Source organism: Pseudomonas tumuqii, assembly GCF_013184545.1.
Classification (GTDB): Bacteria; Pseudomonadota; Gammaproteobacteria; order Pseudomonadales; family Pseudomonadaceae; genus Aquipseudomonas; species Aquipseudomonas tumuqii.
On sequence record NZ_JAAOJA010000001.1, the window covers coordinates 715,908 to 739,694 of the forward strand.

18 protein-coding genes are annotated in these 23,787 nt (G+C 64.2%); 11 read left to right on the forward strand and 7 right to left on the reverse strand.

What is annotated here, in order from left to right:
• Positions 1-60 precede the first annotated feature (60 nt).
• Positions 61-1,209: a pyridoxal phosphate-dependent aminotransferase gene (locus G9C89_RS03215; RefSeq protein ID WP_172144361.1), complete on the forward strand. Its 1,149-nt coding sequence runs from the start codon at positions 61-63 to the stop codon at positions 1,207-1,209.
• A gap of 14 nt (positions 1,210-1,223) precedes the next feature.
• Positions 1,224-2,006: an amidohydrolase gene (locus tag G9C89_RS03220; RefSeq protein ID WP_172144363.1), complete on the forward strand. Its 783-nt coding sequence runs from the start codon at positions 1,224-1,226 to the stop codon at positions 2,004-2,006.
• Here the strand turns inward: G9C89_RS03220 and G9C89_RS03225 are convergent.
• The gene (locus tag G9C89_RS03225; RefSeq protein WP_172144365.1) at positions 1,993-2,379 is read right to left on the reverse strand and encodes a MerR family transcriptional regulator; all 387 of its coding nucleotides are present in this window, start codon (positions 2,377-2,379) and stop codon (positions 1,993-1,995) included. The two genes, G9C89_RS03220 and G9C89_RS03225, sit on opposite strands and share 14 nt — an antisense overlap.
• A gap of 76 nt (positions 2,380-2,455) precedes the next feature.
• Between G9C89_RS03225 and G9C89_RS03230 the strand changes: the two genes are divergently transcribed.
• Positions 2,456-3,526 (forward strand): SDR family oxidoreductase, encoded by a 1,071-nt coding sequence (locus G9C89_RS03230; protein WP_172144367.1) that lies wholly within the window; start codon positions 2,456-2,458, stop codon positions 3,524-3,526.
• A 14-nt stretch (positions 3,527-3,540) separates the two neighbouring features.
• Here the strand turns inward: G9C89_RS03230 and leuA are convergent, their stop codons facing one another.
• From leuA to xseA, 4 genes are all read right to left on the reverse strand, one after another.
• The gene (gene leuA / locus G9C89_RS03235; RefSeq protein WP_172144369.1) at positions 3,541-5,211 is read right to left on the reverse strand and encodes a 2-isopropylmalate synthase; all 1,671 of its coding nucleotides are present in this window, start codon (positions 5,209-5,211) and stop codon (positions 3,541-3,543) included.
• A gap of 325 nt (positions 5,212-5,536) precedes the next feature.
• On the reverse strand, positions 5,537-6,079 hold the full coding sequence (locus G9C89_RS03240) for a hydrolase (protein WP_172144372.1): 543 nt from the start codon (positions 6,077-6,079) through the stop codon (positions 5,537-5,539).
• A 45-nt stretch (positions 6,080-6,124) separates the two neighbouring features.
• Positions 6,125-6,949 carry a M23 family metallopeptidase gene (locus G9C89_RS03245; protein WP_172144374.1) on the reverse strand — a complete coding sequence of 275 codons (825 nt, stop codon included), beginning with the start codon at positions 6,947-6,949 and terminating at the stop codon, positions 6,125-6,127.
• Between the two features lie 62 nt (positions 6,950-7,011).
• Positions 7,012-8,391, reverse strand: a complete 1,380-nt coding sequence (gene xseA / locus G9C89_RS03250) for an exodeoxyribonuclease VII large subunit (protein ID WP_172144869.1) — start codon at positions 8,389-8,391, stop codon at positions 7,012-7,014.
• A 134-nt stretch (positions 8,392-8,525) separates the two neighbouring features.
• Here xseA and G9C89_RS03255 point away from each other — a divergent pair, with 134 nt between their 5' ends.
• Positions 8,526-9,077: a sugar ABC transporter ATPase gene (locus G9C89_RS03255; protein ID WP_172144376.1), complete on the forward strand. Its 552-nt coding sequence runs from the start codon at positions 8,526-8,528 to the stop codon at positions 9,075-9,077.
• 40 nt (positions 9,078-9,117) lie between these two features.
• On the opposite strand, the gene G9C89_RS03260 is transcribed toward G9C89_RS03255, so the two are convergent.
• The gene (locus G9C89_RS03260) at positions 9,118-11,241 is read right to left on the reverse strand and encodes a TonB-dependent siderophore receptor (RefSeq protein ID WP_172144378.1); all 2,124 of its coding nucleotides are present in this window, start codon (positions 11,239-11,241) and stop codon (positions 9,118-9,120) included.
• A 169-nt stretch (positions 11,242-11,410) separates the two neighbouring features.
• Between G9C89_RS03260 and guaB the strand changes: the two genes are divergently transcribed.
• From guaB to tadA, 4 genes are all read left to right on the forward strand, one after another.
• Positions 11,411-12,880, forward strand: coding sequence for an IMP dehydrogenase (gene guaB, locus G9C89_RS03265; RefSeq protein ID WP_172144380.1), 1,470 nt, complete (start codon positions 11,411-11,413; stop codon positions 12,878-12,880).
• A 275-nt stretch (positions 12,881-13,155) separates the two neighbouring features.
• Positions 13,156-14,736: a glutamine-hydrolyzing GMP synthase gene (gene guaA, locus G9C89_RS03270; RefSeq protein WP_172144382.1), complete on the forward strand. Its 1,581-nt coding sequence runs from the start codon at positions 13,156-13,158 to the stop codon at positions 14,734-14,736.
• A 273-nt stretch (positions 14,737-15,009) separates the two neighbouring features.
• Positions 15,010-16,380, forward strand: a complete 1,371-nt coding sequence (locus G9C89_RS03275; protein WP_172144384.1) for a multicopper oxidase family protein — start codon at positions 15,010-15,012, stop codon at positions 16,378-16,380.
• A 78-nt stretch (positions 16,381-16,458) separates the two neighbouring features.
• The gene (gene tadA, locus G9C89_RS03280; RefSeq protein WP_178115412.1) at positions 16,459-16,941 is read left to right on the forward strand and encodes a tRNA adenosine(34) deaminase TadA; all 483 of its coding nucleotides are present in this window, start codon (positions 16,459-16,461) and stop codon (positions 16,939-16,941) included.
• Positions 16,942-17,146: 205 nt separating this feature from the next.
• On the opposite strand, the gene mltF is transcribed toward tadA, so the two are convergent.
• Positions 17,147-18,607 carry a membrane-bound lytic murein transglycosylase MltF gene (gene mltF / locus G9C89_RS03285; RefSeq protein ID WP_172144386.1) on the reverse strand — a complete coding sequence of 487 codons (1,461 nt, stop codon included), beginning with the start codon at positions 18,605-18,607 and terminating at the stop codon, positions 17,147-17,149.
• A gap of 144 nt (positions 18,608-18,751) precedes the next feature.
• On the opposite strand from mltF, the gene purL reads away from it, so the two are divergent.
• The 3 genes from purL to G9C89_RS03300 all read left to right on the forward strand — a co-directional run bounded on the left by purL (position 18,752) and on the right by G9C89_RS03300 (position 23,541).
• Positions 18,752-22,648, forward strand: a complete 3,897-nt coding sequence (gene purL / locus G9C89_RS03290; protein ID WP_172144388.1) for a phosphoribosylformylglycinamidine synthase — start codon at positions 18,752-18,754, stop codon at positions 22,646-22,648.
• Positions 22,649-22,778: 130 nt separating this feature from the next.
• Positions 22,779-23,048, forward strand: a complete 270-nt coding sequence (locus G9C89_RS03295) for a CDGSH iron-sulfur domain-containing protein (RefSeq protein WP_172144390.1) — start codon at positions 22,779-22,781, stop codon at positions 23,046-23,048.
• Positions 23,049-23,223: 175 nt separating this feature from the next.
• Entirely contained in the window at positions 23,224-23,541 is a 318-nt protein-coding gene (locus tag G9C89_RS03300; protein ID WP_172144392.1) for a Nif3-like dinuclear metal center hexameric protein, read from the forward strand.
• Positions 23,542-23,787 lie beyond the last annotated feature (246 nt).

The following is a 23,787-nucleotide window of genomic DNA, read 5'->3' on the forward strand; positions in this document are numbered from 1 at the left end:
GCTATCCTGCCGCATCAGTAGCGCTCACGCCCGGCGCTTGATCCAGGGATATCGTCATCGATGATCATCAGCAAGCTGCCGCAAGTCGGCACCACTATCTTCACCCGCATGTCGCAGCTCGCCATGGAAACCGGTGCGCTCAACCTGTCCCAGGGCTTTCCCGATTTCGATGGTCCGCAAGCCTTGCGTGAGGCGGTCGGCCGGCATATTGCCGCCGGCCATAACCAGTACGCGCCGATGACCGGCTTGCCGGCCTTGCGCGAACAGGTGGCGGCCAAGATTGCCCGCAGTTACGGCCGTAACCTCAGCGCCGACACTGAAGTGACCATCACGCCGGGGGCGACCCAGGCGATCTTCTGTGCCATCCAGGCGCTGATTCGGCCCGGCGATGAAGTCATCGTCTTCGACCCCTGTTACGACAGCTACGAACCCTCGGTCGAGCTGGCCGGGGGGCGTTGCGTGCATGTGCCGCTGGCGCTGCCGGACTTCGCCATCGACTGGCAACGCCTGGGCGATGCCCTGAGCGACAGGACCCGCCTGATCATCCTCAACAGCCCGCACAACCCCAGTGGCGCGCTGATCTCGGCGGCCGAGCTGGAGCAGTTGGCGGCGCTGATCCGTGAGCGCGATATCTACCTGATCAGCGACGAAGTCTATGAGCATCTGGTGTTCGACGGGGTCAGGCATGCCAGCGTGCTGGCCCATGAGGAGCTGTACCAGCGTGCCTTCGTGGTCAGCTCGTTCGGCAAGACCTATCACGTCACTGGCTGGAAGACCGGCTATGTGGTGGCGCCGCCGGCCTTGAGCGTCGAGCTGCGCAAGGTGCACCAGTACGTCAGCTTCTGCGGCGTCACCCCGCTGCAGTGGGCGCTGGCCGACTTCATGGCCGAGCATCCCGAGCATGTCGAGGAGTTGCCGGCGTTCTACCAGGCCAAGCGTGACCTGTTCTGCGATCTGTTGGCGGGTTCGCGCTTCAGTTTCACTCGCGCCGCCGGCACCTATTTCCAGCTGGCCGACTATTCATTGATTCGTCCAGACTTGGGCGATCTGGCGATGGCCGAGTGGCTGACCCGCGAGCATGGCGTGGCGGCCATTCCGGTGTCGGTGTTCTATCAGCAGCCGCCCAAGGATCTGCGCCTGGTGCGCTTCTGCTTCGCCAAGCGCGAGGAAACCCTGGCGCAGGCGGCGGAAAAACTATGCGCTGTCTAGGCAGTGGAGTCTCGATGAGCAATAAATCCGATCTCGAACTGGCGCTGATCCAGAGCGAGTTGGCTTGGCAGGATCCGGCCGCCAATCGCGCGCAGTTTCAGCTGTTACTGGAGCAGGCCCGCGGCGCCGACCTGATCGTGCTGCCGGAGATGTTCAGCACCGGTTTCTCCATGGACTCGGCGGCTTTGGCCGAGCCGGAAAACGGCCCGACCAGCCAGTGGCTACTGGACCAGGCGGCGCGCCTGCAGGCGGTGATCTGCGGCAGCCTGATCATCCAGGCGGCCGACGGCTCCTACCGCAATCGTCTGCTCTGGGCGCGACCGGACGGCAGCCTGGCGCATTACGACAAGCGCCACCTGTTTCGCATGGCCGGCGAGCACAAGCACTACGCGGCGGGTGAACATCAGCTGCTGCTGGAGCTGAACGGTTGGCGGGTTCGTCCGCTGATCTGCTACGACCTGCGTTTCCCGGTCTGGAGCCGTGACCCGCACAGCACCGACCTGCTGTTGTATGTCGCCAACTGGCCGGCGGCGCGACGTCAGCACTGGAACCGTTTGTTGCCGGCGCGGGCGATCGAAAACCTGTGTTATGTGGCGGCGGTGAACCGCATCGGTCAGGACGGCAAGGGGCATGCCTACAGCGGCGATTCCCAGGTGCTGGATTTTCAGGGCGACAGCCTGCTGCAGGCGGGAGCCGAAGCCGGGGTGTTCCGGGTGCTGCTGTCGGCTGCGCAGTTGGCCGCCTATCGCCAGCGTTTCCCGGCTGATCAGGATGCCGACCCTTTCACCCTGCAGTAGTCAACTGCGCCAGGCGCGCCTGTTCGGCAGCGCTGGCTTCCAGGCGCTGTTGTTCACTGTATAGAAAGCTGCGCAGGCTCTGCAGGTCGGCAATCTTCTGTTCCACCTCCGCCAGCTTTTTCGCCACCAATAGTGCGCCTTGGGCACAATCCAGCTGCTGCTCACGGCGGGCCCGGAGTATTTCGCCGATCTCGCCCAGGGAGAAGCCCAGGCTCTGCGCCTGTTGGATAAAGCCCAGGTCGCTCAAGGTCTGGGCGCTGTACTCGCGATAGTTGTTGTCGCGGCGCTGGGCGCTGATCAGGCCGAGGCTTTCGTAATAGCGCAGGGTATGCCGGCTGGCCCCGCTGCGTTTTTCCAGTTCGCCAATGCGCATCGCAATATCCCTTGACTGTAGAGTGTGCTCGACAGTTTAGCCTGCGCGGGTCATCAACGACTCAGGCGGATTGGTCATGCATCAGCAATGTTTTGTTACCGGCGGCAGTGGCTTTATCGGTCAGCATCTATTGGCCACGCTGACACGCAAGGGGCATCCGGTGACGGTCATGCTGCGCGCGCCGGAACGTTTGCCGGCGCTGCGCATGCAGATCGATCGGCTGGGTGGTGACGGCGGTCTGCTTGGCGCGGTGGCGGGCGATTTGAGCGCACCCGGCTTGGGCTTGAATGCAGCCGCGGCTGAACAGCTGCGCCGAGCCGCTGTGGTGTTTCACCTTGGCGTGCAGTTCGCCTGGGGCTTGTCGGCCGAGCAGGCGCGAGCGGTGAATGTCGAGGGTGCCCTGGCAGTGGCGGAACTGGCGGCCGGCCAGCGCAGTCGTTTGCTGATGGTGGGCGGCTTCATGCTGGCCAATCACGAGCACCTGCAGCGCATCGGCATCGACCTGCAGAACCCCGCGGCTACCGACTGGCGCAGGGTCTATCGGCGAACCGGGGCCTATGAGGGCAGCAAGCTGGAGGCGCATTTCCGGGTATTGGCGCGGATGCGCGAGCTGGACGCCGAGCTGACCGTGGTGCATCCGGCGACCGTCTGTGGCCACAGCCGGACTGGGCATATATTGCCGGCGCAGCCGCTGGCGGGCTTGATCGGCAATCTTGCCAGCGGCGTGCTGGGGGCGATACCGGGCTCGCCGGCGCATTGGTTGCCGCTGGTCTGCGTGGATTTCTTGGCTGAGCTGATGGTGGCCGCCGCTTTCGATGCGGATCAGGCGGGGCAGGAGATTCTGGCGCTGGATCGGCACACGCCGAATCTGCAGGGCATGTTGCAGCAACTGGCGCAGAGCCTGGCTGTCAGCGCGCCGCGGCGACATCTGCCAATACCCTTGTTGCGCCTGTTATTGCAGGTGCCGGGCGTGCCCAGGCTGCTGCGCACCGATCCCGAGTCGCTGGACTTTATCCAGCGTAAACGCTTCGATACTGCTGCGACCCAGGCACTGGCGCAGCGGCATCAGTTGCTCTGGCCGGATATCGCCCAGGCCTTGCAGGCCACGGCACGCTACCTGAGCAAGGAGGGGCTTCCCCGCCATTAGCGGCGGGGAAGGCGTCAGGCTGCCTGCGCCTCGGCCTGGGCCAGTGCGCGGTTCAAGGCGCTGAACAGGGCGCGAAAGCTCGCCGTGGTCAGGTTCTCGTCGATGCCCACGCCATACAGGGCGCGGCCGCCGTTGACCCGCAGTTCGATATAGGCCGCCGCCTTGGCGTTGGTGCCGGCGCCAATGGCGTGCTCGCTGTAGTCCATGATCTCCACGGTCACCGGCAAGCCGGCGACCAGGGCTTCCAGCGGACCCTTGCCGATGCCGCGCCAGTGCTGGCTTTCGCCGGCATGAAGGATTTCCACGTCGACCGCGCTGGTGCCGTTCTCTTCCTGCAGGCGGTGGCCTTTCAGGGCATAGGGCGTGGTGGCTTGCAGGTATTCGCAGTCGAGCAGCTGGTGGATCTGCGCGGCGCTCATTTCCAGGCCGAGGCGGTCGGTTTCCTTCTGCACCACCTGGCTGAACTCGATCTGCATGCGCCGTGGCAGGCAGATGCCGTATTCCTGCTCCAGCAGGTAGGTGATGCCGCCCTTGCCCGACTGGCTGTTGACCCGGATCACCGCCTCGTAGCTGCGGCCGATATCGGCCGGGTCGATCGGCAGGTAGGGCACTTCCCAGATGCCGTTCGGGTCCTGCTGGCTGAAGCCCTTGCGGATCGCGTCCTGGTGCGAGCCGGAGAACGCGGTGTGCACCAGGTCGCCGACATAGGGGTGGCGCGGGTGCACGGGGAGCTGGTTGCACTCCTCGACCACCTTGCGCACGTTGTCGATGTCGGAGAAATCCAGGCCGGGGTGGATGCCCTGGGTGTAGAGGTTCAGCGCCAGGTTGACCAGATCGACGTTGCCGGTGCGCTCGCCATTGCCGAACAGGCAGCCTTCGACGCGATCGGCGCCGGCCATCAGGCCCAGTTCGCTGGCGGCCACGCCGGTGCCGCGGTCGTTGTGGGTGTGCAGGCTGATCAGCACGCTGTCGCGGCGGCTGATATGGCGGCCGAACCATTCGATCTGGTCGGCGTAGACGTTCGGCGTGGCCACTTCCACGGTGGCCGGCAGGTTGAGGATGACCTTGTTGTCCGGGGTCGGCTGCCACACGTCCAGCACCGCATCGCAGACCTCCACGGCGAACGCCAGCTCGGTGGAGGTGAAGATCTCCGGCGAGTACTGGAAGGTCCAGCGGGTCTGCGGCTGCTGTTCGGCGAGGTTCTTGATGATCCGTGCGGCATTCACCGCGATAGCGACTACGCCGGCCTTGTCCTGGTTGAAGACGATGCGGCGGAAGCTCGGTGCGGTGGCGTTGTAGACGTGGACGATGGCCTGCTTGGCGCCCTTGAGCGACTCGAAGGTGCGGCTGATCAGGTCTTCGCGGGCCTGGGTCAGCACCTGGATGCAGGTGTCGTCGGGGATATGGCCGTCTTCGATCAGGGTGCGCACGAAGTCGAAGTCGGTCTGCGAGGCGGAAGGGAAGCCCACCTCGATCTGCTTGATGCCGACCTGCACCAGGGTCTTGAAGAAGCGCAGCTTCTTCGCCGCGTCCATCGGCTCGATCAGCGACTGGTTGCCGTCACGCAGGTCCGAGCTGCACCAGATCGGTACTTCGCTGATGGTCTTCGACGGCCAGGTGCGATCCGGCAGATCGATGGCCGGGAAGGCGCGGTACTTGCTGGACGGGTCTTTGCGCATGCTCATGGTGCAATCCTTTTAGCGGCGGCCGCAGGAGGGTGGCCAGGCGAAATCGAGGTGAGTGAGGCGGTGCGGTTCAGTCACGCAGTCGCTGGCTAACCAGGCAGAGGTTGGCGTGTTGCCGCAGGAGAAAGAGGGTGTGGTTAGTGTTCATGGCGTAAACCCTAACCAGTGGGGCTAAAGCTGGCAAGCATCGCTTGAAAATTGGTGATAAAGGTCGTTAGCGCTTTATTTGTGGTTTTTTATTGCGTGGAGTGGCGCGGGTATTCTCGGCAATTGCGCGGCGGTTTCTATCCGCAGCCATGGTTGCGCATGCCATGAGTCCGCTGCGTCAGCGAATGAAGGCCTTGCTCACTTCACGAAACAGCGGGTTGCCGGCCTGTTCCAGCCATTCGAAGGCAACCATTTCCCGCGATACGATACTGGCACCGGCTTGCTGCATGCGCGCCAGGGCCAGCGCCTTGTCCGAGGCCTGGCGCGAGCCGACAGCCTCGGCCACCACGAAGACCTGGCGGCCCTGGACGAGCAGGTCGAGCACGGTCTGCAGCACGCAGACATGCGCTTCGCTGCCGCAGACCACGAACTGTGCTCGTGCGCCGCCAGGACGCTTGAACAGTTCGCCGTCGCTGACCGCAGAAAAGTGCAGCTTCTCGATGATGGCCGAGGCCTGGTGGCCATCGCGCAAGGACGGGATCGTCTGCCCCAGACCCTTGCTGTACTGCTCGGTGAGCAGCACGGGCACGCCGATGCGCTGCGCCACCTGCTGCAGCCACAGGGCATTTTCCGCCAGGGCGGCGCTGTCATGGATGGCCGGGAACAGGCGGGCCTGGATATCGATGATCAGCAGGGTTGAAGTCGCGGCGTTGATGCGCATCGGTAGTCCCTCGTTATGGCCAAGTCACTGCATCACGGCAGTGTTTCAGGGTTTGAACGCGCCGATGAAGATGGCCGGGTCGACCCGCGCATCGTTCAGGCTGACGTTCCAGTGCAGGTGCGGCCCGGTGGCCCGGCCGGTGGCGCCAACCTTGCCGAGCACGCCGCCGCGGGGCAGTTCATCGCCGACCTTCACGCCGATTTCCGAGAGGTGGCAGAACATGCTGATCAGCCCCTGGCCGTGGTCGACGAACACCGTCTTGCCGTTGAAGAAGTAGTCGCCGGTGAGGATCACCGTGCCGGCCGCGGGCGCCTTGATCGGGGTGCCGCGGTTGGCGGCGAAGTCCAGGCCGGAATGCGGGTTGCGCTCCTCGCCGTTGAAGAAGCGGCGCAGGCCGAAGGGGCTGGACAGCGGTCCGTTGACCGGCTTGTCGAACAGCAGGTTGCTCGGCTGGCGGGCGCTGAATTGCTGGTAGGCGCGGGTCTGCTCGGCCAGTTCGCGCTCGATGCGCTTGAGATTGGCGGCGTTGGGGTTGACCTGTTGCTGGTTCTTGATGGTGATGCGCTGCTCGACATAGTGCTTGCTGGCGACCTGGAAGCTCAGGGTCCGCTTGCCGTTCACCTGGATCTGCTGGCTGCCGGGTTTGGTCGTCAGGGGCAGGCCGACGAGGGCGATCCAGCGCTGGCCGTCCTCATAGATCACCAGCAGCGGTTTGCCCAGGTAAGTGACGCTGGGCGCGCTGGCGCTGGGGCCGAGATCGACTACGGCGACCCCGCCGGGCACCGGTTTGTGCAGCAGGCGGCTGATAAAGCCTTCGGCATGCAGCGGCAGGGCGAGGCAGAAGGCGACTAGCAAGACAATCAAACGCATGGGCTATCCAGGGGGGCAGTGTGGATTTGTTCCACCGGTTAACGGTGAATGCGGCGTTCAGGTTAATCCAGCAACGACAGGGTCGTCGGCTGGATATGGTTGTCCTCGACCCGCACATCCAGCTCGCCCTCGGCCAGCCGCGCTTTCAGGCGCTGACCGCTGTGGGTGTCGGCGGCGCGGCGCACGGCCCGGCCGCGCTCGTCGAGGAGGATGCTGTAGCCGCGGCCGAGGGTGGCCAGCGGGCTGACCGCCTGCAAGGTCTGCACCTGGCTTTGCAGCTGCAGGCGGCGTTCCTTCAGGCCTTCGCGCATGGCCCGGGGCAGGCGTTCGGCGAGGCTGCCCAGGCGCTGGCGCAGCAGTTGCAACGTGCGCTCGGGATGCTGGCCGGCCAGGCGGGTTTGCAGGCGCACCAGGCGCTCGCGGCGAGTGTTCAGTTGGCGTTCGAAGGCGCGCGCCAGGCGCATTTCCAGGTCATCCAGGCGTTGCGCGTGCTGGCGCAGGCGTTCGCCGGGGTGGCGCAGGCGCCGGGTCAGGCCATCCAAGCGCAGGCGTTCGCGCTCCAGGCGGTTGTGCATGCGCATGACCAGGCGGCGCTGCAGGCTGTGCAGGCGTTGCACCAGCTCGCTGGCGTCGGGGGCCAGCAGTTCGGCGGCGGCCGAGGGGGTTGGCGCGCGCACATCGGCGACGAAATCGCAGATGGAGACGTCGGTTTCATGGCCCACCGCGCAGACGATCGGCGTGACGCAGGCCGCTACCGCGCGCGCCACGGCTTCTTCGTTGAAACACCAGAGGTCTTCCAGGGAGCCGCCGCCGCGGGCCAGGATCAGGGCATCGAAGCCCTGGCGATCGGCCAGCTGCAGGGCGCGGATGATCTGGCCGCTGGCATCCAAGCCTTGCACGGCGGTGGGGATCAGGGTCAGGGCGACCTGCGGGGCGCGGCGGCGGAACACGCTGATGATGTCGCGAATGACCGCGCCGGTCGGCGAGCTGACGATGCCGATGCGCCTGGGGTGGGCCGGCAGGGCGACTTTGCGCTCGGTGGCGAACAGGCCCTCGGCGCCGAGTCTTTCCTTCAGGGCTTCGAAGGCCAGGCGCAGGGCGCCGTCGCCGGCTGGCTCGACGCTGTCGACAATCAACTGGTAATCGCCGCGCCCTTCAAACAACGAGACCTTGCCGCGCACCTTGACCGCCAGGCCATCGCGCAGCGCCTGACGCACCCGCGCGGCGTTTTGTCGGAACAGCGCGCAGCGCACCTGGGCCTGACTATCTTTAAGGGTGAAGTAGATATGCCCGGAAGCCGGCTTGGCCAGGTTGGAAATCTCCCCCTCGACCCAGATGCTGGAAAATACATCCTCCAGCAGCAGGCGCGCGCGGTTGTTGAGCTGGCTGACGCTGAGCACTTCGCGGTCGAGGTTCAGGCGTTGGAACGGGTCTTTGATCATGTTCGGCATGATAAAGGCTTTGCCGGGCCCGCCATATAGCGAAAGTTGCGCAGCAGCGGATGAGCGAGGTTTGCCTTGACCACTGCGAGGCGCTCTTTAAGCTGCGCGGCTTTCAGTCAGTTCGAGGGTGCGCCATGCGCGAACAGCAAGCCATCATAGTGCCGAAAATCTCCAGTTTCCCCGGGCATGAAGCCAGGGCGCGGGCGATCGTGCGCTGGCTGGTGCAGCAGAATGTCATCGAGGAGCAGTTGAGCACCTGTGGCCGGACGTTCAACAAGATGGCCTATGCCGTTGCCCCGGGGGCCCGGCAGGTGGTCGAGCAGCCGCAGTTGTTGCCTTTCGGCCAGCCGGTCAATGGGCTGGAGATCATCTACAAGCGCTGCATCTATACCCCGCTGCACGACTTTCTCGAGGAGGCCGGTTGTCCGCAGTGTCGCCAGGAAGTTGGCGCGGCGCTGTTCGATCGTCTGGAGGAGTGGATGCCCGGCCATAGCGACAACTTCACCTGCCCGGAGTGCGGGCACGAAGATGACATCAATGGCTTCCTGTTTCTGCAGCCCTGCGGTTTTTCCAATCTGGGGTTTATCTTCAATAACTGGGCTGAGGCGATCTTCAAGCCAGATTTTCTCGACGAGTTCGCCGAACGCTTGGGTTATCCCATCACGTTGGTGCGTGTAGATAGCTGACGGAAGCGCATGGGGCTCGTCCTTGAGCCTGAACGGCCTGTTAGAACTCGACGCTGGCCTGCAGGCGTACTTCGCGCGGTTCGCCGACGGCAACCCGCAGGTTGCCGCCGCTGGAGGGGTAGTACTCCTGGTCGAACAGATTGCGCACGTTCAGCTGCAGGCGCGTCTTGTCGCCCAGTAGCCGGCTGTCCCAGGCGATAAAGGCGTCGGCCACGCTGTAGCTGTCCAGCCAGAAGCTGTTGGCGTTGTCGCCGGCCCGTTCGCCGACGTAGCGGGCGCCGCCGCCGACCCGCCAGTGCCCGGCCTCGCTTGGCAGGGCGAGGTGGTGGGTCAGGTACAGGCTGGCGATGTTGCGGGCCGCATTGACCAGGTGGTTACCGCGGTTTTGCGGGTCGTCGAGGATTGCCGTATCGGTGTAGGCATAGGTGCCGAGCAGCTCCCAGCGTTCGGCGATGCGCCCGCTGATATCGATTTCCAGCCCGCGCGAGCCGACCTTGCCGGCGGCCTCCGAGACGCCGTTGTTGCTGACCAGCACATTCTTCTTCTCGATATCGAACAGCGCGGCGCTGGCGCTGAGGCCGGCCAGGTCGAGCTTGACGCCCAGTTCGTAGCTGCGCCCCTGTTCGGGGTCGAAGGCTTGCCCGCTGTCGGTGTCGGAGGCATTGGGCACGAAGGAGCGGCTGTAGTTGCCGTACAGGGAAACCTGCGGGTTGAGCTGGTAGACCAGGCCGCCGAACGGCAGCAAGGTGCTGTCCTGGCGGTCGGTGGTCTTGGCATGGTCGTCGCCGCGGCCTTGCTCGAACAGTTGCTCGAAACGTTGGTAGCGCCCGCCCAGCACCAGAATCCACTGCTGATTCAGGTGCCAGTTGTCCTTCAGGTAGAGCGACTGCGAATGCAGTTCATCGCTTCTGTCGCTCTGCACGTTGCTGATTACCGACGGCTCGGCCAGGTTGCCGTAGACCGGTTGATAGATGTTGAAACCGCCGCTGCGGGCGCCGCTGCGGGCGCCGCGGTAGGTGTCACCGCGGAAGTTGTCGAGCCGTTCGCTATCGATCCCCAGTAGCAGGTCGTGGCGCTGGCCGAGCCAGTCGCTCTGGCCGATCCAGTCCCAGGCCAGGTACTGGGTCTGATTGTCGTGTTCGCTGCCATCGGCCCGGCGGCGCAGGGCGCCATCCGCCAGCAGGCTGTCGGGGCGCGCCTCGGCATAGTCGTAGCGCTCGTTGTTCCAGCCATAGGTCAGGCGGCTCAGCCAATCGGGGTTGAGTTGGTACTCGGCCCTGGCGGTGACCAGCTCGTCGCTGCCCTCGGCCTGCGCCCAGGCCTCGTTGAAACGTTTGGCATAGTCGGTCCTGGCCGGCTTGCCGTCGACTATCACGCTGCCGCGGTCCACCGGTGTCGAGTACTCCTTGCGCTCGTAAGCCAGGGTCAGGCGCAGGTCGTTGTCGGTCCAGCTGAGGGACGGGGCGACCAGGCTGTATTCGTCGGTGCCGAAATTGCGCCAGTAGTCCTCGTGCTGCCGCTCGGCGATCAGGCGAAAGGCCAGGCCGCTGTCGGCCACTGGGCCGGTCACGTCGAGCATGGCGTTGCCGCCGCCGAAGCTGGTGCTTTCGCCGCTGACGGTACTGCGCCATTGGTACTGCGGTTGTTTGCTGATCACATTGATCAAACCGCCCGGTTCCAGTGCGCCATACAGCAGGGAGGCCGGTCCTTTGAGCACTTCGACCCGCTCGCTGGTGGCGCTGAAGTTGCGCGACAGGCTGGAGCGGATACCGTCGCGCAGGATCGAACCATCGGCATTGCTGCCGAAGCCGCGCTTGACGAAGCCATCCTGGGTGCCGGCCAGGGTGTTGCTCTGGGTCATGCCGCTGACGAACTTCATCGCGTCGTCCAGGCTTTGTACCTGGTAGTCGTCGATCAGCTGTGCGGTGACCACCTGCACGGCTTGCGCCTCCTGCATGATCGGTACGCTGCTTTTGCTCGCGGTGCTGGCGGTCTTGGCGCTGTAGCCGTCTTGCGCTTCGCGGACTGCGGTGATTTCCTGGCTGGGCAGTTCAAGTTCGCTGACGGTTTGCGCCGCCAGGCAGTTGGCGCCCGGTATCAAGGCAAGGGCGAGCAGGGTGGCGCGCCATTGTGGCTGGCCGGAGGCGGGGTAAGGGCGGGTCATTTGCTACTCGAATGCACATGTTTTTGAGAATCATTATTATATGGATATTTCTCCGCGGCTGGATAGCATGCTGAAATCCCTCTTTGCCTAAGTCATTCTTTGCATTGAGTGCAAGGGCCTGCCTGAGTATAATGGCGCGCTTCCAATTTCCCGCCTGGGAGCCCCCGCCATGCTGCGTATCAGTCAAGAAGCTCTTACCTTCGACGACGTTCTACTTGTTCCTGGTTACTCCGATGTTCTGCCGAAGGATGTCAGTCTCAAGACTCGCTTGACTCGTGGTATCGAACTGAATATTCCGTTGCTCTCCGCTGCAATGGACACCGTTACCGAGGCCCGTCTGGCAATTGCCATGGCCCAGGAGGGTGGCATTGGCATTATTCACAAGAATATGACCATCGAGCAGCAGGCTCTCGAGGTGCGCAAGGTCAAGCGTTACGAGTCCGGGGTGGTCAAGGATCCGATCACCATCGAGGCCGATGCCACGGTGGGCGGCCTGTTCGACCTGACCCGGCAGAACAACATTTCCGGCGTGCCGGTGCTGCACCACGGTGATCTGGTCGGCATCGTCACCTCGCGTGACGTGCGTTTCGAGACCAACATGAGCGCCAAGGTGCGCGACGTGATGACGCCCAAAGAGCGTCTGGTCACGGTCAAGGAAGGCGAAGACACCCAGGTGGTGCGCAAGTTGTTGCACAAGCACCGCATCGAGCGCGTGCTGATCGTCGACGATCAGTTCCGCCTCAAGGGCATGATGACCGTCAACGATATCGAGAAGGCCAAGGCCTATCCGCTGGCCAGCAAGGACGACCAGGGTCGTCTGCGCGTCGGCGCGGCGGTCGGTACCGGTGCCGATACCGGCGACCGGGTTGCCGCACTGGCGGCGGCGGGTGTCGATGTGATCATCGTCGACACCGCCCACGGTCACTCCAAGGGCGTGATCGATCGGGTGCGCTGGGTCAAGCAGAACTTCCCCGAAGTGCAGGTGATCGGCGGCAACATCGCCACCGGCGATGCTGCCAAGGCTCTGGTCGAAGCCGGCGCCGATGCGGTCAAGGTCGGTATCGGTCCAGGTTCGATCTGCACCACCCGCATCGTTGCCGGGGTGGGTGTGCCGCAGATCTCCGCCGTGGCCAATGTCGCCGCCGCGCTGGAAGGCACCGGCGTGCCGCTGATCGCCGATGGCGGTATCCGCTTCTCCGGTGACCTGTCCAAGGCCATCGTTGCCGGTGCCTCCTGCGTCATGATCGGCTCGATGCTGGCCGGTACCGAAGAGGCGCCGGGCGAAGTCGAACTGTTCCAGGGCCGTTCCTACAAGGCGTATCGGGGCATGGGCTCGCTGGGCGCCATGTCCCAGGCCCAGGGCTCCTCTGATCGCTACTTCCAGGACTCCTCTGCCGGTGCCGAGAAGCTGGTGCCGGAAGGCATTGAAGGCCGCGTGCCTTACAAGGGCGCGATGAGCGCAATCGTTCATCAGATGATGGGCGGTTTGCGCGCCTCCATGGGTTATACCGGCTGCGCCACCATCGAAGAGATGCGCACCAAGCCGCAGTTCGTGCGCATCACCGGTGCCGGCATGGCCGAGTCGCATGTGCACGATGTACAGATCACCAAGGAAGCGCCGAACTACCGGGTCGGCTGAAAAACCGCCGGATCGCTGCTGCGCTGGCTCATGCGGTGTTGGAAGCAGCTCGCAATGCTCATTGGCTCCAGTCAACTGCGCTTGCTCGCTACTTTCCGCGATCCCCATGGATGGGGTGAATGCAGCGAGCCCGAAGGGATCGGGCGCTGCCTTGCGGGCACTGCGCTCGCGACGTGGCAAATCCATTTTTGAAATTGTTCAGGCACGGGGCTGTTGCTGTTGAGAACGACGGGGCAGCCCCTTGTCATTTGTGAATTCCGCTACGAGAGACGGCCATGGCTCATCCTGACATTCACGCCCACCGCATCCTGATCCTCGACTTCGGTTCCCAGTACACCCAGCTGATCGCCCGTCGTGTGCGCGAGATCGGTGTGTATTGCGAGCTGCATCCGTTCGACATGAGCAACGAGGACATCCGTGCCTTCGCCCCGCGCGGGATCATTCTCGCCGGTGGTCCGGAGTCGGTGCATGAAGCCGATAGCCCGCGGGCGCCGCATGCGGTGTTCGACCTCGGCGTACCGGTACTGGGCATCTGCTATGGCATGCAGACCATGGCCGAGCAGCTCGGCGGCAAGGTGCAGGGCTCGGATCTGCGCGAGTTCGGTTATGCCCGCGTCGATATCGTCGGCAAGGGCCGCCTGTTGCAGGGTATCGAAGACCATGTCGACGACGATGGCGTGTTCGGCCTGGATGTGTGGATGAGCCACGGTGACAAGGTCACCGAGCTGCCGGAAGGTTTCCATATTCTCGCCAGTACCCCGAGTTGCCCGATCGCCGGCATGTGCGATGACGCGCGGGGCTACTACGGTGTGCAGTTCCATCCCGAAGTGACCCACACCAAGCAGGGCGGGCGCATCCTCTCGCGTTTCGTCCTGGAAATCGCCGGCTGCCAGGCGCTGTGGACACCGTCGAATATCGTCGAAGACGCCATCGCCCAGGTGCGCGCCCAGGTTGGCAGTGCCAATGTCCTGCTGGGCTTGTCCGGCGGGGTCGACTCCTCGGTGGTCGCGGCTTTGCTGCACAAGGCGATCGGCGACCAGCTGACCTGCGTGTTCGTCGACAATGGCCTGTTGCGCTTGCACGAAGGCGAGCAGGTGATGGCCATGTTCGCCGAGAACATGGGGGTCAAGGTAATCCGTGCCAACGCCGAAGAACAGTTCCTCGGTAACCTGGCCGGCGAAGCCGACCCGGAGAAGAAGCGCAAGATCATCGGTCGTACCTTTATCGATGTCTTCGATGCCGAAGCCAGCAAGCTGGACAGCATCAAGTTCCTCGCCCAGGGCACCATCTACCCGGACGTGATCGAGTCGGCCGGCGCCAAGACCGGCAAGGCCCACGTGATCAAGTCGCACCACAACGTCGGCGGCCTGCCCGAGGAAATGAACCTCAAGCTGGTCGAGCCATTGCGCGAGCTGTTCAAGGACGAAGTGCGGCGTATCGGCCTGGAGCTGGGCCTGCCCTACGACATGGTCTACCGCCACCCGTTCCCGGGCCCGGGCCTGGGCGTACGCATCCTCGGCGAAGTGAAGAAGGAGTACGCGGATATCCTGCGCCGCGCCGACCACATCTTCATCGAAGAGTTGCGCAACTTCGACTGGTACCACAAGACCAGCCAGGCCTTCGTGGTGTTCCAGCCGGTCAAGTCGGTCGGCGTGGTCGGTGACGGCCGTCGGTACGCCTGGGTCGTCGCCCTGCGCGCGGTGGAAACCATCGACTTCATGACCGCACGCTGGGCGCACCTGCCCTACGAGCTGCTGGAGAAGGTCAGCAACCGCATCATCAACGAGATCGAAGGCATCTCCCGCGTCACCTACGACGTGTCGAGCAAGCCGCCGGCGACCATCGAGTGGGAGTGATGCATTAGCGGGACGGCTTCCTGGTCGTCGGCCATGCGGCGTTGCGTCCTCGCTTTTAATGCTCACGTACTGCAGTACGCTGCGCTTAAAAGCTTCGGGGCGCCTTGCCTAGCCTTAGCCCAGTAACCCTTTTTCTGCATCGCCTGTTCGTTTTTAAAGCTTCTAAAAAGCCGGTCCATCAGAGACCGGCTATTACATGCCTACCTTGATTTCCCCGATGGGCCCAGCGTGTTGTTCTAGAAAGTCCCCCCTTATCTAGAGGTGTCTGTACCCATGTCATTTACACGTCGACAAATTCTCGGTGGCCTGCTCGGTTTGACTGCCGTAGGCCTCGGTACCGGCGGCGTGCGCTACTGGCTGGGTCGCCCGGAAAACCTGACGACCCATGACTACGAGCTGATCGCCGCACCGCTGGATCTCGAGCTGGTGCCGGGGCATCTCACCCCGGCCTGGGCCTACGGCGGCCAGGCACCGGGTGTGGAGCTGCGCTGCCGGCAGGGCGAGCGTTTGCGTGTGCGCTTCATCAACCAGCTGGAGGTGCCGACCACCATCCACTGGCACGGCATCCGCCTGCCGTTGGCCATGGACGGCGTGCCCTATGTGTCGCAACTGCCGGTGCTGCCGGGCGAATACTTCGACTACGACTTCATCACCCCCGATGCCGGCAGCTTCTGGTATCACCCGCACACTGCCAGCAGCGAGCAGCTGGGCCGTGGCCTGGTCGGCGCCCTGATTGTCGAGGAGCGTGAACCGAGCGGTTTCCGCCACGAGCGCACCTTGAGCCTGAAAAGCTGGCATGTCGACGAGCAGGGCGCTTTCAGTGATTTCAGCGTGCCCCGTGAGGCTGCGCGCGGCGGCACGCCGGGGCGGCTGAGTACGGTCAATGGTGCGCATGCGCCGATCCTGGAGTTGCCGGCCGGGCAGGTGGTGCGCCTGCGCGTGCTCAATCTGGATAACACCCTGACTTACCGCCTCAATCTGCCGGGCGCCGATGCGCGGATCTATGCACTGGATGGCAATCCGGTCGAGCCGCGGCCGCTGGGCAAGGCGTATTGGCTGGGGCCAGGCATGCGCATCGAGCTGGGTTTGCAGGTGCCGATGGCCGGAACCGAATGGTCGCTGCGCAATGGCCCGCTGCGCCTGGCCACCTTGCGCGCAGTCGCTTCGTCGGAAGCGCTCGCCGATTGGCCGCCGGCGCTGCCGGCCAACCCGATTGCCGAGCCGGACCTGGCCACTGCCGAAACCCTGAGCTTCAACTTCGAATGGGTTGGCGCGGTTTCGGTCGGCCTGGCGCAGGGCGCGGCGCACAGCTTCTGGCAGATCAACGGCCAGGCCTGGGACAGCAATGACAAGGGCTGTGCCGATAAGCCCATCGCCTGCCTGCAGTTGGGCAAGAGTTATATCTTCGAGCTGCGCAACCTCAGCCAGTACCAGCACCCGATCCACCTGCATGGCATGACCTTCAAGGTGCTGGCCTCGAACCGCAAGCCGGTCATTCCCTACTTCACCGACACCTACCTGCTGGGCAAGAACGAGCGCGCGCGGGTGGCGCTGGTCGCCGATAATCCTGGGGTGTGGATGTTCCACTGCCATGTGATCGACCATATGGAAACCGGCCTGATGGCCTCCATCGAGGTGGCCTAGGGTGGATGTCGCTTTTTACATCCACCGGCTTTTTTGGTGGAAAACGCTTCGCGGTTTTCCACCCTACGGATTCAACCCATGAGAAGAGCACAAATCATCGACCGCAGTCGCGACGCCTATTTCATGCGCGAGGCCCTGGCCCTGGCTGCCGAGGGGGCGGTCCTGGGCGAGGTGCCGGTCGGCGCGGTGCTGGTGCAGGATGGCGCGATCATCGGTCGCGGCTTCAACTGCCCGATATCCAGCCACGACCCCAGTGCGCATGCCGAAATGGTGGCGATCCGCGCGGCGGCGCAGGCCGTCGACAACTACCGCCTGCCGGGCAGCACCCTGTATGTGACCCTGGAGCCGTGCAGCATGTGCGCCGGGTTGATCGTCCACGCGCGGATTCAGCGGGTGGTGTATGGCGCTACCGAACCCAAGGCCGGCGTGGCGCTGAGTCGTGGCGAGTTCTTCAGTCAGGCATTTCTCAATCATCGGGTGCTGATCGAGGGTGGGGTGCTGGCGGAGGAGTGTGGCGCGGTACTCAGCGAGTTCTTCAAGGCGCGCCGCGCAACGCGGTAGAAACCGTCCTGCCCTGTAGCTCACCAGCCTGCAGCCCGAATAAGCCTAGGCGCAATCCGGGGTGGGCAGGTGCAGGCGTCAGGCTACCAAGCTGAGGCGATTCGCCGTGATGGGGATCGCTGCGCTCAGCCTATGCGGTCCGCGCCATCCTGCTGGTGGGTGACGGCGAGGCGTTTGGGTCAAGCGCCGCGTAATCCGGCAGGCGTTACAGCGGCGGCAGTTCTTCCTCCGGCGGCGTCTTGTTCACCCCAGGGGTGTGCAGGTTGCTGGCGGCCACTTGGCTGCCTTCCAGCTGCGGCTGGGTGACCCAGGTGAGGATGTCGTAATAGCGGCGGATGTTGCGCACGAAATGCACCGGCTCGCCGCCACGGGCGTAGCCGTAGCGGGTCTTGCTGTACCATTTTTTCTGCGACAGGCGCGGCAGGATCTTCTGCACATCCAGCCACTTGTTCGGGTTCAGGCCCTCGGCTTCGGTGAGCTTGCGTGCATCTTCCAGGTGGCCGCCGCCGACGTTGTAGGCGGCCAGGGCGAACCAGGTCCGATCCGGCTCTTTGATGCTCGCGGGCAACTGATCCTTGACGTGGACGATGTACTTGGCACCGCCGTCGATGCTCTGCTTGGGGTCGAGCCGGTTGGACACGCCCATGGCCTGGGCGGTGCGCAGGGTCAGCATCATCAGGCCGCGCACCCCGGTTTTCGAGGTGACGGTCGGTTGCCAGAGTGATTCCTGATAGCCCATGGCGGCCAGCAGGCGCCAGTCGACCTGATTGACCTGGGCCGCCTGGCGGAAATGTTTCTCGTAGCGGGGCAGGCGCTGTTGCAGGTGCTTGGCGAAGGTATAGGCGCCGACGTATCCCAGCACGTCGACGTGGCCGTAATAGCGTTCCTTCAGGCGTTGCAGGCTGCCGTTCTGCTGGGCGCGCTCGAGAAAGCTGTTGATCTCGTCGAGCAGGCTGCTGTCTTCGCCGGGGGCGACGGCCCAGGCCAGGTTTTGCGAGTCGCCGAGGTCGAAGGCCACCCGCACGTTGGGGAAGTACACCTGATTCATCGCCAGCTCGTTGGAGTCGACCAAAGTCAGGTCGATTTGCCCCTCGTCGACCATGCGCAGCAGATCGACCACTTCCACCTCAGCCGATTCCTTGTAGTTCAGTTTCGGCAGTTCGACCTTCAATTTGGCCAATTGCTCGGCGTGGCTGCTGCCTTTGAGGACCAGAATGCGCTTGCCGATCAGGTCGGCCGGACGAGTGGGGCGCCGCTGGCCGTCGCGGTAGATGATTTGTGGGGTGACTTCCAGATAAGGCGAGGAGAAGCGCGCGACCTGCCGCCGTCCGTCGCTTGCTACCAGGCCGGCGGCGGCGAGTACCGGGCCATTTTCCTTGCCGAGGCTGGCGAACAGCTCGTCGAGGTTGTCGGCGGTCTCGATTTGCAGCTCCAGGCCCAGGTCGTCGGCAAAGCGTTTGACCAGTTCGTACTCGAAGCCGGTTTCGCCGTTGCGATCCTGGAAGTAGGTGGCCGGGCTGTTACGGGTGATCACCCGCAGTACACCCTCCGCCTTGACGCGCTCGAGGGCGCTGGGGGCTTCAGCGCAGCTGACGAGCACTAGGAGGATTCCGATCACCGACAGCCAGTTGGCGCAGCGTGTGCGGAACGCAGATTGAGCAAACATTGTCGCAGTATACGCAAAGCGTGCTGCTCACCATATCTCGGCAGTGCAGGCGATAGTTCTGGCACCGCTACGGGTGCCGCGGCGAGCGCTTTAGGCTAGAATGCACGGCCTCAAAGTACACCCCCTTCCCAGAGGCTGTCCCCGATGTTGATCCTGCGCGGCGCTCCCGCCCTTTCTGCTTTCCGCCACGGTAAATTGCTCGAGCAACTGACCAGCAAAGTACCCGCTGTGACTGGGCTGTATGCCGAGTTCGCGCATTTTGCCGATGTCACCGGGGTGCTCAGCGCCGATGAAGAACAGGTGCTGGCCCGTCTGCTCAAGTACGGCCCGAGCGTGCCGGTGCAGGAGCCTAGCGGACGTTTGCTCCTGACCATTCCGCGTTTCGGCACCATCTCGCCCTGGTCGAGCAAGGCCAGCGACATTGCGCGCAACTGCGGCCTGGCGAAGATCCAGCGCATCGAACGCGGCATCGCCTACTACATCGCCGGTGACTTGAACGAAGCCGAGCTGCAACTGGTCGCAGGCTTGCTGCATGACCGCATGACCCAGTTTGTGCTGAATGATCTGCAAGGCGCCGCGGCGCTGTTCAGTCACGCCGGGCCCAAGCCGCTGACCGCGGTGGATGTGCTCGGTGGTGGCCGCGCCGCCCTGGAACAGGCCAACGTCGAGCTGGGCCTGGCCCTGGCCGAAGACGAAATCGATTACCTGGTCAGCAGTTTCAACGATCTGGGGCGCAATCCGCACGACATCGAATTGATGATGTTCGCCCAGGCCAACTCCGAGCATTGCCGGCACAAGATCTTCAATGCCAGCTGGGACATCGACGGCGAAAGCCAGGAAAAGTCGCTGTTCGGCATGATCAAGAACACCCATGAGCTGCACAGCGAAGGCGTGCTCTCGGCCTATAAAGACAATGCCGCAGTGATCGTCGGCCATACCGCCGGGCGTTTCTACCCGAACGCCGAAACCCGTCAGTACGCCGCCCATCAGGAGCAGGTGCACATCCTGATGAAGGTGGAAACCCACAACCACCCGACCGCCATCGCGCCGTTTCCGGGGGCGGCCACTGGCTCCGGCGGCGAGATCCGCGACGAAGGCGCTACCGGCCGCGGCGCCAAGCCCAAGGCCGGGCTGACCGGTTTCAGCGTATCCAACTTGCAGATCCCGGGCTTCGAACAGCCGTGGGAAGTGCCCTATGGCAAGCCGGAGCGCATCGTCACGGCGCTGGACATCATGATTGAAGGCCCGCTCGGCGGCGCGGCGTTCAACAACGAATTCGGCCGTCCGGCGCTGACCGGTTATTTCCGCACCTTCGAGCAGGCGGTCGATACCCCGCGCGGCCTCGAGGTGCGGGGTTACCACAAGCCGATCATGCTCGCTGGCGGCATGGGCAACATCCGCGCCGATCACGTGCAGAAAGGCGAGATCACCATCGGCTCCAAGCTGATCGTGCTCGGTGGCCCGGCCATGTTGATCGGTCTGGGCGGCGGCGCCGCCTCGTCGATGGCCACGGGGACCAGCTCGGCCGACCTGGATTTCGCCTCGGTGCAGCGCGAAAACCCGGAAATGGAGCGGCGCTGCCAGGAAGTGATCGACCGCTGCTGGCAGCTTGGCGAGCAGAACCCGATCAGCTTCATCCATGACGTCGGTGCCGGCGGCCTGTCCAATGCCTTCCCCGAACTGGTCAACGATGGCGGTCGCGGTGGACGTTTCGAACTGCGCAATGTGCCCAATGACGAACCGGGCATGGCGCCCCATGAGATCTGGAGCAACGAATCCCAGGAACGCTACGTGCTGGCGGTCGACGCCGCCGACTTCGAGCGGTTCAAGGCGATCTGCGAGCGCGAGCGTTGCCCGTTCGCGGTGGTCGGCGAGGCCACCGAAGAGCCGCACCTGACCGTTGCCGACAGCCATTTCGGCAATAAGCCGGTGGACATGCCGCTCAATGTGCTGCTCGGCAAGGCGCCGCGCATGCACCGTTCGGCCAGCCACGAAACCGAGCTGGGCGATGATTTCGATGCCAGTGGCCTGGCCATCGACGACGCCCTGACCCGCGTGCTGCATCACCCGGCGGTGGCCAGCAAGAGCTTCCTGATCACCATCGGCGACCGTACCATCACCGGCCTGGTCGCGCGCGACCAGATGGTCGGTCCGTGGCAGGTGCCCGTGGCCGATTGTGCGGTCACTGCCACCAGCTTCGACGTCTACACCGGCGAAGCCATGGCCATGGGCGAGCGCACGCCGCTGGCCTTGCTGGATGCGGCCGCATCGGGGCGGATCGCCATTGGCGAAACCCTGACCAACCTGGCCGCGGCGCGGATCGAGAGGATTTCCGACATCAAGCTGTCCGCCAACTGGATGGCCGCCGCCGGTCACCCCGGCGAAGACGCGCGCCTGTACGACACGGTCAAGGCCGTCGGCATGCAGCTGTGCCCGGAGCTGGGGATCACCATCCCGGTGGGCAAGGATTCGATGTCGATGAAGACCCGCTGGCAGGATGACGGCGCGGAGAAGAGCGTGACCTCGCCGCTGTCGCTGATCGTTACCGGCTTTGCCCCGGTCAGCGATATCCGCCAGACCCTGACGCCGCAACTGCGCATGGACAAGGGCGAAACCGACCTGATCCTGATCGACCTGGGTCGCGGGCAGAACCGCATGGGCGCCTCGATTCTGGCCCAGGTATACGGGCAGATCGGCAAGCAGGCCCCCGACGTCGACGACGCCGAAGACCTCAAGGCATTCTTCGCGGTGATTCAGGGGCTGAACGCCGATGGTCACCTGCTGGCCTACCATGACCGTTCCGACGGCGGCCTGCTGGTCAGCGCGCTGGAAATGGCCTTCGCCGGCCATTGCGGCCTCCACCTGGCGCTCGACTCACTCGCCGGTAGCCCTGACGAATTAGCGGCCGTGCTGTTCAACGAAGAGCTGGGCGCGCTGATTCAGGTGCGCCAGGACGCCACCCCGGACATCCTGGCGCAATTCAGCGCCGCCGGTCTGGGTGACTGCGTCGCGGTGATCGGCCAGCCGGTCAACAATGGCGAGGTGCGCATCAGCTTCGCCGGCCAGCCGGTATTCGCCGGCCAGCGGCGCTTGTTGCAGCGCCAGTGGAGCGAAACCAGCTATCAGATCCAGCGCCTGCGCGATAACGCCCAGTGTGCCGAACAGGAGTTCGATGCGCTGCTCGAGGAAGACAATCCCGGCCTGAGCGTCAAGCTGGCTTTCGACGTCAACCAGGACATCGCCGCGCCCTACATCAAGAAGGGCCTGCGTCCGCAAGTCGCGGTGCTGCGCGAGCAGGGCGTCAACGGCCAGGTGGAAATGGCCGCCGCCTTCGATCGGGCCGGTTTCAGCGCGATCGACGTGCACATGAGCGACATCCTCAGTGGCCGCGTCAGCCTCGACGAATTCAAGGGGCTGGTCGCCTGCGGCGGCTTCTCCTATGGCGACGTGCTCGGCGCCGGTGAGGGCTGGGCCAAGTCGATCCTGTTCAACAGTCGTGCCCGCGATGGCTTCCAGGCGTTCTTCGAGCGCAAGGATAGCTTCGCCCTCGGCGTGTGCAACGGTTGCCAGATGATGTCCAACCTGCACGAACTGATCCCCGGCAGCGAGTTCTGGCCGCACTTCGTGCGCAACCGTTCCGAGCAGTTCGAGGCGCGGGTGGCCATGGTCCAGGTGCAGGAGTCGGCGTCGATCTTCCTGCGCGGCATGGCCGGCTCGCGCCTGCCGATCGCCATCGCTCATGGCGAGGGCCATGCCGAGTTCGAGAACGAAGAAGCCCTGCTCGAAGCCGATCTGTCCGGTTGCGTGGCCATGCGCTTCATCGACAACCACGGCAAGGTCACCGAGACCTATCCGGCCAACCCCAACGGCTCGCCGCGCGGGATTACCGGCCTGACCAGCCGCGACGGCCGGGTGACCATCATGATGCCGCACCCGGAGCGGGTTTTCCGCGCCGTGCAGAACTCCTGGCAGCCGGACGAGTGGCAGGAAGATGCCGGCTGGCTGCGCATGTTCCGCAACGCGCGGGTCTGGGTCGACTGACCCGGCTCTTCTGCCGACCCTCTCCCATTTATGGGGGAGGGTGCTCCGAAGGGGCGGGAGAGGGCTGGAGAGGGCTGGAGCCCGGATGCACTCCGGGCGTGTTCGAGAGTTATCCCGGATTGCGCTACCCATGACCGAGCCCGATTCCGCCGCGCTTCCCGAAGTCCGCCAGGTCAACCCTGGTGAAACCCATCTGCTATGCCGCTGCGGGCGCTCGACCGCGCTTCCCGATTGCTCTGCCGGTTGTGCCGAAGGCCTGCGCCTGGAACCCGTGCGTCAGCAATTTCTTCTCCTCTGCCGCTGTGGCCGATCGCAGCGCCTACCTTACTGCGACGGCAGTCACAATCCGCCGGCCGAAGGCCTGAAAGCGCGTTGGCGCCGCTTCGCCATGGGTGATTAAGCCGCCTCGGCTTATGGCCAATTGCTCTAATCAGGAAATGGATGATCCGCCATTCTGGCGCTCCAATGCAGAGTTGCGAACTAGGCCACGCGAAAGCGATGAGGCAAAATGCCATTATCGCTTTGGCAGAGCGGCTTAAGGTTGCTGTATTCGTCGATGCATTATGGAGAACTCGATGTACAAGCTGTGTTTCTATGTCCCGCAAGGCCATCTGGAAGAGGTGAAGGCTGCGGTCTTCGCCGCGGGGGCCGGGCGTGTCGGCCAGTACGACAGCTGCTGCTGGCAGGTGTTGGGCAAGGGCCAGTTCCGCCCGCTGCAGGGCAGTGAGCCGTTCCTCGGCCAACTCGGCCACGTCGAGGAGGTGGCGGAGTGGAAGGTGGAGCTGGTGGTGGCCGACGAGCTGATCCACGACGTGGTCAAGGCCATGAAGAAGACGCATCCCTACCAGACGCCGGCGTTCGATGTGTGGCGCCTGTCCGACCTGCAGTTCTGAACGATTTTCCATGACAAAAGCCCCGGCACTGCCGGGGCTTTTGCGTTTCCGCTTACTGCAGGTGCTGCTTCAGCTCGGCGCCGGCCTGACGCATGGCGGCCTGCGCGCCGACCGATTACCTCGAGCAACCCGCGATCCGTAGGCGTTCACTCGCCGCAGGCCGTGCACCATGGTTCATCGGCGCCGCGCAAAAGCTGGCGGGCTGTCGCTGCGCTCCGAACGGATCGCCGCCCGGACCGCCCATGA